We start from the raw sequence: 12,336 nt of genomic DNA, 5'->3' as shown, positions 1-12,336 counted from the left end.
GCAGTTCGCCCCTGACCTAGGCCCGCTACAGCAAGAATCGGACCCCCACATAGACGCTGATGACGACAAGTTGCAGCGCCATCAGCGGCAGGCCATAGTTCAAGAACAGCCGAAAGGAAATTGGCTTGCCGTGCTGCTCGGCGATGCCCGCCGCCACGATGTTTGACGACGCACCCACCAGGGTGCCGTTGCCGCCCAGGGTGGCCCCAAACATCATCGCCCCGAACAGGGGCAAAATCTCAGGCGGTATCTGCCCGGCAAAGTCGGGCGACAGCAGCTCTGGCCCGGCCAGATTCACATTCACCAGATACTCCTTCAGCAGCGGCACCATGGCCACCACCAGGGGAATGTTGGGAATCAGGCTGGAGAGAATGCCGGTTACAAACAGCAGCAGCATGGACCCCAGGGCTATGTTTTGACCGATTACGACCCCTAATAAACCTGAGGCCGAACTGATCACCCCGGTTTCTTGCAGACCGCCAATCAGCACAAACACGCTCATAAAAAAGACCAGCGTGCTCCAGTCGACATCGCGCAGAATGTTTTGCACGGTGTCGATACCGCTGTGGTGAGTCAGCAGCAGGCAGAGGGCGGCCCCCAGCAGCGCGATCGCCGCCGGTGAAATGGGCACCGGCAGACTGTCGCCCACCACAAAGAGCACCAGCACTAGCCCCACAATCGCGCTACCCAGAGCCAGCATGCGGGGGTGGTTGACCACCGGGCGGGGCAAGTGGTCGAGGTCATCCAGCTTCTTGTGCCAGGTATTGGGAAAGAGAATGGGCAGCATGACCACAATGGTCGCGATCGCCACCACGCCCCCCAGGCTGAGCTTAAGCAAGTAATCTAAAAAGCTCATGTTGATCGAGCTGCCCACAATAAAGGTGGCCGGGTCGCCCACAATGGTCAGCAGGCCAGCGCTGTTGGCCACAAACACCATCAAGATCAGCAGCGGCACAAAGTTGATGTTGAGTTCTGCCGCCATGGGCGGAATCAGCGGAGCCAGCAGCATTACCGTGGTGGCGTTGGGCAGCATGGCGCAGACGGGGGTGGTAATGGCCACAATGCCCAGCAACAGGCGCTTGCCCTCCCCCCGCGCCATAATCACCATCTGGGTCGCCAGGTACTCAAAAATTTTGGTTGGCTCAAAGGCGCGCACCATCACCATCACCCCAAAAAATAGAGCCAGGGTGGCGTGACTGTGGCCGATGTAGGCGATCGCCTGATCGAGGGTCAACACGTGCAGAAAAATCAGCAGCATCGCCCCCAAAAAGGCCGCGATCGTCAGATGCAGTCGCTCGGTAGCAATCAGGGCCAAGACCCCAAAAAAGATCACCGACGCGGTGATCTCAGACCAGGTTTCCATACCCTGTCTCCTGTTGTGGTGCTATACAAAAACCCTTCGATGAATAGCCTTCACCGAGGGGGTTAACAGTCGTAGGAGAACTACGGATAGCGCTAGAAAAAGCTTCCAGTACGTTCTCTCCCAAGGCCGACGGAGTTAGCTGACGGGCGAGAGGTGAGAGATCCCCTTCTCTGGCGATACGATTCGCCCTGAGATAAGCCCCAAAGGTTGGTTCCTCCGCTTCAGCAAAAGCTGAATTAGGCAGTGTAACTATTGAATTGGGAAAGAATCTAACACATTTACAGGCGATCCACAATCGGCACGTTTACACAAACTAACTCGCAATGTTTCTTAAAATTTAGAACACTGGCCAGTTCGCGTGAGGCGGTGCTGGCCAGTGCGGCCCAGACTAGGACAGCGAACTGGTATAGCCGTAGCCGTCACGATTAGGACGTGTTACCAAAGATGACTTTTGACCGTCATTCCCGCGCAAGCGAGAATCTACGCTGGAGTAGCTGCTCTCTAATGGATTCCCGTGGCCACGGGAATGACGGTCCTGCTGCGTCCTAATCTAATTGACTGTAGCTATATGTCGTCTCGTCTCTAGATCACCGATCAAACTGAAAGCGGCCTGATTCCCAGACCGCTTTCGGTTAGTGGGCTTCTGAGTCAATCTCGACCCTAGTAGGGCCACTGCCAGTGAGTAATCTCGTCCTGGTCTTTGCCTTCGGTGTGAGCGTAGGTGAGGCACCCGATGATCTTGTTTTTCATCTTTTCTTTGACGTGAGCCGCCGCCGAACCCAGCTTGGGCACGCGATCGATCACATCAATTACCAGGCTAAAGCGATCGATCTCGTTATTGATCGCCAGCTCCAGCGGCGTGTTGATGTTGCCCTGCTCTTTATAGCCCCGCACGTGAATGCGCTCCTGGTTGGAGCGGCGGTACACCAGCTTATGAATTAGCCAGGGGTAGCCGTGGAAGTTGAAGATCACCGGCTTGTCGGGGGTGAAGAGCGAGTCAAAATCGCGGTTGCTCAATCCGTGGGGGTGCTCCCCGTGGGAGATCAGGGTAAACAGATCGACCACGTTCACAAACCGCACCTTCAAGAAGGGAAACTCCTCCCTCAAAATGGCGGTGGCCGCCAGCGATTCTTTGGTGACAATATCGCCGCAGCAGGCCATCACCACATCGGGCGCATCGGGCTCGGTGCCACAGTCGTCGTTGCTGGCCCAGTCCCAAATGCCGATGCCCTTGGTGCAGTGGGTCACCGCCTCCTCAATGGTCAGGTACTGGAGGTGGCTCTGCTTGTCGGAGACAATCACGTTGATGTAGTCAACGCTGCGGAAGCAGTGGTCGGCCACCGACAGCAGGCAGTTGGCATCGGGCGGAAAGTAAACCCGCACGACATCGGGGCTCTTGTTGGTGACGAGATCGACGTAGCCGGGGTCCTGGTGGCTAAAGCCGTTGTGGTCTTGCCGCCACACCAGCGACGACAGCAAAATGTTGAGCGACGACACCGATCGCCGCCAGGGTACATGGTTTTTGCAAATGTCCAGCCACTTGGCGTGCTGGTTAAACATCGAGCTAACCACGTGGGCAAAAGCCTCGTAGGTGTGAAACAGGCCGTGGCGACCGGTCAGCAGGTAGCCCTCCAGCCAGCCCTGCAGGGTGTGCTCGCTGAGCATTTCCATCACCCGGCCCTCGCGGGAGAGTTCGCCACCGTCGAGGTCTTCAGGCAAAAAGTCGGCCATCCAGGCCTTTTTAGTGACTTCGTAGACGGCGTTTAGTCGGTTAGAGGCGGTTTCGTCTGGCCCCATCAGGCGAAAATTGGTGGGGTTGTCGCGCATCACGTCGCGCATGAGAATGCCCAATGCCTTGGTGTTCTCAAACTCAACGCTGCCGGGCTTAGGCACGTTGATGGCGTAGTCGCGAAAGTTGGGCATTTTCAGCGCCTTGCGCAGCATACCGCCGTTGGCGTGCAGATTGGCACTCATGCGGCGGTGGCCGACCGGAGCCAGATCTCTCAGCTCTGGAACTAGGGTGCCGTTCTCGTCAAAGAGTTCTTCAGGCCTGTAGCTACGCATCCATTCTTCCAGCAGGCGCAGGTGCTCGGGGTTGCTGTGCATGCCGCCCATGGGCACCTGGTGCGATCGCCAGAACCCTTCCACCTTGTGGCCATCAACGTCTTTAGGCCCGGTCCAGCCCTTGGGAGTGCGCAGCACAATCATCGGCCAGCGAGGTCGTTCCAGGTTGCCGTTGACACGGGCATCTCGCTGGATCTCTTTGATCTTGAGCACGCACTCTTCCATCACCGCCGCCATGTTCTGGTGCATCTCGGCGGGGTCGCTGCCTTCGACAAAGTAGGGGGTGTAGCCGTAGCCTCTGAACAAGCACTCCAGCTCTTCATGGGACACGCGGGAGAGAATGCTAGGGTTGGCAATCTTGTAGCCATTCAGGTTGAGAATCGGCAGCACCGCCCCGTCGCGAGCCGGGTTGATGAACTTGTTAGAGTGCCAGGAGGTGGCCAACGGGCCGGTTTCAGCCTCACCGTCGCCCGCCACACAGGTGACAATTAGGTCTGGGTTGTCGAGCACCGCCCCGTAGGCATGGGAGATGCTGTAGCCCAACTCACCGCCCTCGTGGATTGACCCAGGGGTTTCGGGGGTCACATGACTGCCAATGTGGCCGGGGAAGGAAAACTGCTTGAAGAAGCGGCGCAGGCCGTCTTCATCCATACTCTTGTCGGGATAAATCTCGGAGTAGGTTCCCTCTAGATAGACCGGACCCAGCACCCCCGGCGCACCGTGACCAGGGCCGGCCACAAAGATCATATCCAGGTCGTACTTTTTGATCAGCCGATTGCAGTGGATGTAGGTAAAGCTGAGGGCCGGGGAAGCACCCCAGTGGCCGAGCAGCCGGTACTTAACATGCTCAGCCCGAAGGGGTTCTTTCAACAGGGGGTTGCTGCGCAGGTAAATCATGCCCGCGGCAAGGTAGTTGCAGGCTCGCCAGTAGGCCTGCATTTTACGCAGCTCTTCGTCAGTCAGGGTTTTAGTTGGAGGAGGTGAGGCTACTACCATGGCGCTAACTCCAGCAGAAATTACTTGTTTTCTTAAGAATCAAAAGCCGTATTTTTTGAACTTGATTGAAGTTCTAAAACATTTCTCTCGATTACACAATACCCCAGTGAAATTAAGTTCGGCTTATGGTTCCTTAAAACGTCTCAAACTCTTTGCAAAGTAAGGATTGGGGATTGTTCGGCGATCGCAAATCGCGATCGCAATTTATCGTTTTGTTGCTGTACGCCAAGATCATAAATACCTGCATAGAACTAACCCAATACCAGACCTGAAATCTGCCTAGGGCAATCCTATAAAACAGGTTCAAGCTGTTATTTGTTGTCAGCATTGCTACAGCTATTTCGCTATAACATAGCCATCACAAATGTTAGGACGTTGGCACAGGTAGTCCGTAGGCAATGGCTGTACACTAATTCGCCGTCCCGGTTGTGGCTGTCGCTATTGGTGCTATGCCAAGGAAATTGGCTAGCGCTGGTAGGCCCCAATGGCTAAGGGCGCAGGTAATACATAAGGGTTTGCACCAGATCGGGGGGTAGCCCCAGGCGGCGCTGTAGGTCAGCGAGATCTCGGTAGGGCCCACGGTGCGATCGCTCCTGCACTACCGCCTGAGCCAGCGCTGGCGACATCCCCGGCACCGCACAGAGCTGGGCCACCGTCGCCTGGTTTAGGCTGAGGCCGGGTAGGGTACCGCTGTGGTCGTCGTAGTAGCAAAACGACAGCACCGGGGCCAGGCGAATGAGCTGGGCTGCAGCGACCCCTAAAGCCGCCGCCACATCTTCTAAACAGTGAAACTGAACCCCCGCCTGGCGCAAGCGCACCAATCCCTGAGCCTGCCGAATCGACAGCCCCGGCAGCTGTAGCCAGTCGTCTACCGTGGCCCGATTCACGTCAACGGTAAAGCCCAGGCGAGCGGCCTGATCTACTTCCTGGTAAGACCGCAGCCGATAGTTTGGATCCTGGTTCAGCCGATTAGCGAGGGGATCGAGCTGCGCCCTCAGAGTTTGCCAACGCTTCAGCACAACCTACCTGCTCACTACTGACTGGTCAATGCCTGTTTTCTACAGCTAGGCTACCTGATCGAGCAGCAGGCGGCGCTTCTGCTCAAATTCAAGCTCTGAGATCAGCCCCTCCTGACGCAGCGTATCTAGCTCTCGCAGGGCTTCTGCCAGGGCATTAATTTGTTTTGGGTCGAGGCCAGCTTTGGCTTCTTGGGCCGAAACATCGATCGCGCCAAAGGCATCTGAGGGCTGGGCTAACAGCATAAAGCCCTCAATGACGCAAGCCACCCGAGGAATTTGCGTCCAGCTGAGCAGCAGATAGAGAGCACCCCAGAAGGGCTGGCCCAGGTAAAACTTATGAAAGCCTGACACCGGAGTAAACACCCCAGCCCAGGCTAGGAAAACGGCTGTTCGACGGGAACGCTGTGCCAACATTGCTTCGCCACCTTTGAAGCCCGTGAAATTTAAACCTTTGAACTGACTTTGAACCAGCTTGTGAAACCAGTATAAGCCTGGCGTAAAGAATCGACATTGGCCTTCGGATTCCAGTATGGGGTTAGCATTAATCCGTGAAGATAACAAAGAGCCCCCCTAGTTCTACCCCTGAATGTCCCACGCTGCCTTCTCCCCTGAGTGGCTGAAACGATTTACCGACCCCTACGCGCTGCTGGGGCTATCTGTAGCCGCCGACGAGCGCCGTATTCTCAAGCGCTATCGAACTGTTGCTAAACAGCTCCATCCCGACGCGTTAATGCATGTGGCACCAGAGCTGCGTCAGTTTGCCGACCAGGTGCTGCCCAAGCTGGTCAACCCCGCCTACCAGCGGTTGAAGCAGGATAAAAGCCGCAACGAAGTCTTGGCCATGCTGCGCTTCAAGGTGCGTCGCCTGAGCCGCGATCAGCCGCTCAACCCCACGGGTGAGCAAAGCAAACAGCTGCTGGAGGTGCCCGAGCCTGAGGTAGACGTGTTCTACGAGCAGGCGGTCGATCGGCTGTGCGATTGCCAGTACAAGTCAGTGGTCGATTTTGAAGCCTGCACCCAGCAGCTGAGCGAACTAAACCTGGTCTATCTACGCCGCAAGATGGGATCCCCGGTCATTCGCGAAAAGCGATCCGGACTGATGACCGCCACCTCAGTGCCTAATTCGCCTGCGCCGCTCTCCGACTCGCCCTCCGACGGTAAGCCAGCGTCGGGGTTGATGTACGCCGAGCGCCACTACAGCCGGGCCCAGGAGTATCTCAAGGGCAAAAACGTGCAGGCGGCTATTCAGGAACTCAAAGATGCCCTCAAAATCGATCCGCAAAACAGCAGCTACCACTGCCTGATCGGGCAGGCCTACTTGCTCAGCAAGCTGACGGGAATGGCCAAGGTGCACTTTAAACAGGCGCTGCGCCTCAACCCTAAAAACGCCGTCGCCCTCAAGTATGCCCAGCAGCTCAATGTAACAGTGGCCGATACTCCAGGTCGCAGCGCTGGCGGCGCTGGGTCGGTCGTTAAGCCTTCTGCCGAAAAGCGATCGCTGTTTGGCGGCCTATTTTCTAAAGGGTCAACCCGCTAGAGCAGATTGCTCCCTGGGGCTCGATTAGCAACACAGCCTACAGCACAGCAGGGCAGCGGATGTAATAAGATCGCAACGCTAACTATGCCCGTCGCGACCCGGAGAGCCCAAGCCCTGTGAACAGCCCTGTGAATAGTTTCGACGCCAAAACCCACCTCACCGTAGGCAGCACCACTTACACCATCTACAGCCTGCCCGCCGCTGCCGCCAGCCTGGGTGACATCAGCCGCCTGCCCTTCAGCCTCAAGGTGTTGCTCGAAAACCTGCTGCGCCACGAAGACGGGCGATCGGTCACGGCGGCAGATGTGCAGGCGGTGGCCGACTGGCTGCAAACGCAGTCCTCCACGCGCGAGATTGCCTACCGACCCGCCCGCGTGCTGATGCAAGATTTTACCGGCGTACCTGCCGTGGTCGATCTGGCCGCCATGCGCGACGCCATGGTAAATCTGGGCGGCGATCCCGACAAGATCAACCCCCTGTCACCCGTAGATCTGGTGATCGACCACTCGGTGATGGTCGATTCCTTCGGCAGCGCCGACGCCTTTGGCCAAAACGTCGAGAAAGAATTTCAGCGCAACTTTGAGCGCTACGCCTTCCTGCGCTGGGGGCAGAACGCCTTCGACAATTTTCGGGTGGTGCCGCCGGGTACCGGCATCTGTCACCAGGTCAACCTGGAGTACCTGGCCCAGGTGGTGTGGACAAAGGATGAAAACGGCGAAACCATTGCCTACCCCGACACCCTGGTCGGCACCGACAGCCACACCACCATGATCAACGGCCTCTCGGTGCTGGGCTGGGGCGTGGGCGGCATTGAGGCCGAGGCGGCCATGCTGGGTCAGCCCATCTCCATGCTGATTCCAGAAGTGGTGGGCTTCAAGCTCGCCGGCTCCCTGCCCGAGGGGGCCACTGCTACAGACCTGGTGCTCACCGTGGTCGAAATGCTGCGGGCCAAAGGGGTAGTGGGCAAGTTTGTGGAATTCTACGGCGACGGCCTCGACCACCTCACCCTGGCCGATCGCGCCACGATCGCCAATATGGCCCCCGAGTACGGCGCGACCTGCGGCTTCTTCCCCATCGATAGCGAAACAATTCACTATTTAGAATTTTCGGGCCGCGCCCCCGATCGCGTCGCCCTGGTTGAGGCCTACGCCAAGGCCCAGGGGCTCTGGCGCGAGGCCAACTCCCCCGACCCCGTCTTTACCGACTCGCTGGCGCTGGATTTAGCCACCGTAGAACCGTCTCTGGCCGGGCCAAAGCGGCCCCAGGACCGGGTTACTCTGGCGGCCTTGGCCAGTCAGTTTAAGGATTCTGACTTCCCCGCCTTTAGCGGCAAACCCTACGCCGAGAAGCGATCGGTGCCGGTGGCCGGTACCGACTACAGCCTCACCGATGGCGACGTGGTGATCGCTGCTATCACCAGCTGCACCAACACCTCCAACCCCTCGGTGATGATTGGGGCTGGCCTGGTTGCCCGCAAAGCGCGCGCGAAAGGGCTGACCGTCAAGCCCTGGGTCAAAACCTCGTTGGCCCCCGGCAGCCAGGTGGTGAGCGACTACCTCGAAAAGGCCAACCTCCAGGAAGACTTGGATGCCCTGGGCTTTAACCTGGTGGGCTACGGCTGTACCACCTGCATTGGCAATTCTGGCCCCCTGTCTGGCCCCATTGCTAACGCCATCGACAGCAACGATCTGGTCGTCGGTGCGGTGCTGTCGGGCAACCGCAACTTTGAGGGCCGAGTCAGCCCCCACACTAAAGCCAACTACCTGGCCTCGCCGCCGCTGGTGGTGGCCTATGCGATCGCAGGCAGCCTGGCCATCGACCTCAAAACCGACCCCATCGGCCAAGACCCCGAGGGCCGTCCGGTCTACCTAAAAGATATCTGGCCTACCAGCGCCGAAATTCGAGCCGTTATGGCTGAGGCCCTCACCCCCGAGATGTTCCGCAGCCGCTACGGCAACGTGTTTACCGGCACCGCCGACTGGCAGCAGATCGCCACCCCCGAAAGCCAGACCTACGCCTGGAGCGGCGACAGCACCTACGTCCAAAACCCACCCTACTTTGAGGGTATGGCCCCCAGCGTCAACGGTCAGGCCTTTGCCGATATCGTCGGGGCGCGTCCCCTGGCCATTCTGGGCGACAGCATCACCACCGACCACATCTCCCCTGCCGGGGCGATCAAAACCGATAGCCCCGCCGGCAGCTACCTGGTGGGCAACAACGTGACCGCTGCCGACTTCAACTCCTACGGGTCGCGGCGGGGCAACCACGAGGTGATGATGCGCGGCACCTTCGCCAACATTCGGCTCAAAAACGAGATGGTGCCCGGCTCCTCCGGCGGGGTGACCCGCTACATGCCCGACGGTACCGACATGTCTATCTATGATGCGGCGATGAAGTACCAGGCCAGCGATACTCCTCTGGTGGTGATTGCGGGTAAAGAATACGGCACCGGCTCATCCCGCGACTGGGCCGCTAAGGGCACTCGGCTGCTGGGGGTTAAGGCGGTGGTAGCCGAGAGCTTTGAGCGCATTCACCGCTCCAACCTGGTGGGCATGGGCGTGCTGCCGCTACAGTTCACAGAGGGCGTACACCGGGGCATGCTGCATCTGGACGGCCGCGAAACCTTTGACCTGACCGGCCTCAGTGGCGGCATTCAGCCCGGTATGACGGTCAACCTGGTAATCCACCGGGTCGAGGGTGACACGACCACGCTGCCCCTGCTCTGCCGCATTGACACGCTAGACGAAGTAGAGTACTTCCGCCACGGCGGCATTCTGCCCTACGTACTACGGCAGTTGCTGGTAGCTTAGGGAGCAACAGAGCCTGATTTGGAACCGCAACGCCCTGCGTCCGTCAAGGGAAGGAACACGCAGCTGTTCCTAACCAACTCCTCAACGACTCATTAAGACTCGTTGAAGTTGGGGTCGGAGGCAGGGCAACCCCTGGAAGAGACTTCTATAGTTTCCATTGTTGGGGGAACCCTCACAGTAACCACTGCACTAACTATTACCAGGGATGTCGGTATGACCTCATCCATTGCTCCAGATCAGGATCCACAAGTAGCTGCCCACCAGTCCGCGACCGAGGATCTGGACACCGTTTGTGTCGTTGGCGTGCCATCTACCCTAACCGTTGTCGAGGCGGTTGAGTTTGAGCAACAGGTCAAGCGCCATTGCCTCAGTCAGCCAGTCCCTGAATCCATCATCATCGATCTCAGCCAAACCGAATTCATCGACAGCAGCGGCCTGGGTGCCCTGGTCATCTGCTACCGCACCTGTAAAGCCAAGGGCGTAGAGATGGTGCTGCGAGGCGTGCAGGAACAGGTTCGTATGGTGCTGGCTCTCACCGATCTAGAGCAGCTTTTCACCTTTGAAGCCGTTTCCGGGGAGCCAGAAGCCCCGGCCCCCAAGCCTGAGATGCGGTTTGTGGCGCTGACGGCGCATCCGTCGGTTACGTCCAGAGGCAAGCGTGCTCTAGATATCGTCGGAGCCCTGGTCGGCCTGGCTATTACTGCGGTCCTGTCGGTGCCGATTGTACTTGCGATCAAGCTCGAAGACGGCGGCCCCATCCTCTTTAAGCAGGTGCGGTGCTCCTGGATGGGCAAGCGCTTTGAGATTTGGAAGTTTCGCTCGATGGTGACCGATGCCGAAGCCCTCAAGGCTCAGGTTGAAAACGAGCTAGAGGGGCCGCTGTTCAAGAACGAAAATGACCCCCGCATTACCAAAGTAGGCCGTTTTCTGCGTCGCACCAGCCTGGATGAACTGCCCCAGTTTTGGAACGTGCTGCGGGGCGATATGAGCCTGGTGGGCACTCGCCCGCCCACCCCCGACGAAATTGAGCAGTACAAGGTGCCTGAGTGGCAGCGCCTGGACGTTAAGCCCGGCATGACTGGCGAGTGGCAGGTGAACGGTCGCTCAACGGTGAAAAAGTTTGAGGATGTGATTCGAATGGATCTGGACTACCAGAAGAACTGGAGCCTGGCCTACGACATTCAGCTCATTGTCAAGACCATTTTGGTGCTGTTTTCTAAGAAGGCGGGGGCGGCCTAGGGGTAGATGGGTAGATGGGTAGATGAGCGAGTTGATGCCAGTGCTGGGGAGATTCTCACCTAGAACGGCTACCTTGTCATCCCCGGCTGAGTCAGCCGCGATAGAGTAGTGGTGTTGAGATTGCGGATGCACCAAGCGGTATGGGGGTTCAGGTTCTGGCGATCGCGGTTTGGCTGGGCAGCATTGCCCTCTACGGAGCCGCCTTTTTCTTTCCCGAAGTGCACCGCCGCCACGATTTTTTCTGGAGTGGGGTAGGCGGTTTTTACGGCCTGGTGCTGTGGTTTAGCGCCGTTCAGACCTCGCCAACCGAGCTGGTGGGGCACCTGGCCAGCGTTGTGCTGCTGGGCTGGCTGGGCTGGCAAACCCTGACCCTGCGCCGCAAGCGCACCCCTCTAGATCTGCAAACGCCCCTGTCGCCCGACTCCTGGCCTGCGTTTGGTCGTCAGCTTAAACAGTCGGCGCTAAACCTGCTTAGAGCGACGCCCTTAGGACGCTGGCTGCCTGAAACCGAGACTGGCAGACAACCGGGTGATCCGGCGATCGCGGTCAGTGAAATTCGAGTTTCATCTCTAAAAGATGTGGACTACGAGTTTGTGGATGAGCTGGAGCCTGTTGCCCATCGCTCGATCGCGGCAAAAACCGATTTTGCAACTATCGATTCTGCTAAACCCGGTCCTGCTAAAACCAGAGGCCAGATGCCTAAACCTGCTGTTGCAGAGTCAGCCAGCGCACCCGTTCCGGTTTCCAAGGCTAAAAGACCGCCGCGATTCGCGGCGCGTTCGGAACCCGACTCGGGACGAGTATCCCTGCGGGAATCGCCAGCGCCGCCGCCCGCCTCGACGCGAAAGCCCACTACTTTGGGAGCCCGATTGGCCGGTCTCAAAGCGTGGGTGGGGGATGTTGTGACGGCTAAGACCAAGCCCAAACCCAAGCGAGCCGTGATCGAGATTCCGCCGCGGCCCTCGCCTTTAGCCAAAAATAAGACGCAGCCTGCGGCTAGACCTGACTCCCCAACGGAAAACAGGTCTGACCCAGCCCAGCCGTTGGGGAGCACCCCAGGTATCACTATTGTCGACACTGAGGCGATCGCGAGTGTTGAGCGGGCTGAACCGGGCGATCGCAGCGAAGCTTCGGTCCCCAACGCCTCCTCTGTTCCGTCTGAAGCAACCGGCACCGAAGCTCCAGCGGGTTTCCCCAGCCCTGATACCGCAGCCGAGACAGAGACCGAAGAGACAAACTGGGATGACGACGAAAATTGGGCCGATAGCTAAAATTCCGTGACCGCTTGACCCCAACGAACTAGATTAG

The 12,336-nt window shown here is 58.4% G+C and carries 8 protein-coding genes and 1 riboswitch; of the genes, 4 read left to right on the top strand and 4 right to left on the bottom strand.

Annotated elements, in window-relative coordinates; translation table 11 throughout:
- Nucleotides 1-25: 25 nt before the first annotated feature.
- From ACQ4N7_RS19500 to ACQ4N7_RS19485, 4 genes are all read right to left on the bottom strand, one after another.
- Nucleotides 26-1,363, bottom strand: coding sequence for an SLC13 family permease (locus ACQ4N7_RS19500; RefSeq protein WP_430713158.1), 1,338 nt, complete (start codon nucleotides 1,361-1,363; stop codon nucleotides 26-28).
- 110 nt (nucleotides 1,364-1,473) lie between these two features.
- A riboswitch (cyclic di-AMP (ydaO/yuaA leader) is annotated at nucleotides 1,474-1,616 on the bottom strand.
- A 407-nt stretch (nucleotides 1,617-2,023) separates the two neighbouring features.
- The gene (locus ACQ4N7_RS19495) at nucleotides 2,024-4,423 is read right to left on the bottom strand and encodes a phosphoketolase family protein (RefSeq protein WP_430713157.1); all 2,400 of its coding nucleotides are present in this window, start codon (nucleotides 4,421-4,423) and stop codon (nucleotides 2,024-2,026) included.
- A gap of 488 nt (nucleotides 4,424-4,911) precedes the next feature.
- Entirely contained in the window at nucleotides 4,912-5,442 is a 531-nt protein-coding gene (locus ACQ4N7_RS19490; RefSeq protein WP_430713156.1) for a helix-hairpin-helix domain-containing protein, read from the bottom strand.
- Between the two features lie 45 nt (nucleotides 5,443-5,487).
- Nucleotides 5,488-5,856: an NINE protein gene (locus ACQ4N7_RS19485; RefSeq protein WP_430713155.1), complete on the bottom strand. Its 369-nt coding sequence runs from the start codon at nucleotides 5,854-5,856 to the stop codon at nucleotides 5,488-5,490.
- Nucleotides 5,857-6,028: 172 nt separating this feature from the next.
- Here ACQ4N7_RS19485 and ACQ4N7_RS19480 point away from each other — a divergent pair, with 172 nt between their 5' ends.
- The 4 genes from ACQ4N7_RS19480 to ACQ4N7_RS19465 all read left to right on the top strand — a co-directional run bounded on the left by ACQ4N7_RS19480 (nucleotide 6,029) and on the right by ACQ4N7_RS19465 (nucleotide 12,299).
- On the top strand, nucleotides 6,029-6,979 hold the full coding sequence (locus tag ACQ4N7_RS19480; RefSeq protein ID WP_430713154.1) for a J domain-containing protein: 951 nt from the start codon (nucleotides 6,029-6,031) through the stop codon (nucleotides 6,977-6,979).
- Between the two features lie 128 nt (nucleotides 6,980-7,107).
- Complete coding sequence (acnA, locus tag ACQ4N7_RS19475) at nucleotides 7,108-9,789, top strand: aconitate hydratase AcnA (protein ID WP_430713153.1); 2,682 nt, start codon at nucleotides 7,108-7,110, stop codon at nucleotides 9,787-9,789.
- A 213-nt stretch (nucleotides 9,790-10,002) separates the two neighbouring features.
- Nucleotides 10,003-11,028: an anti-sigma factor antagonist gene (locus tag ACQ4N7_RS19470; protein WP_430713152.1), complete on the top strand. Its 1,026-nt coding sequence runs from the start codon at nucleotides 10,003-10,005 to the stop codon at nucleotides 11,026-11,028.
- Between the two features lie 140 nt (nucleotides 11,029-11,168).
- Complete coding sequence (locus ACQ4N7_RS19465) at nucleotides 11,169-12,299, top strand: Ycf66 family protein (protein ID WP_430713151.1); 1,131 nt, start codon at nucleotides 11,169-11,171, stop codon at nucleotides 12,297-12,299.
- Nucleotides 12,300-12,336 lie beyond the last annotated feature (37 nt).

Source organism: Nodosilinea sp. AN01ver1 (assembly GCF_050565655.1).
GTDB lineage: Bacteria > Cyanobacteriota > Cyanobacteriia > Phormidesmidales > Phormidesmidaceae > Nodosilinea.
This window is presented reverse-complemented; position numbering and strand designations above follow the sequence as displayed.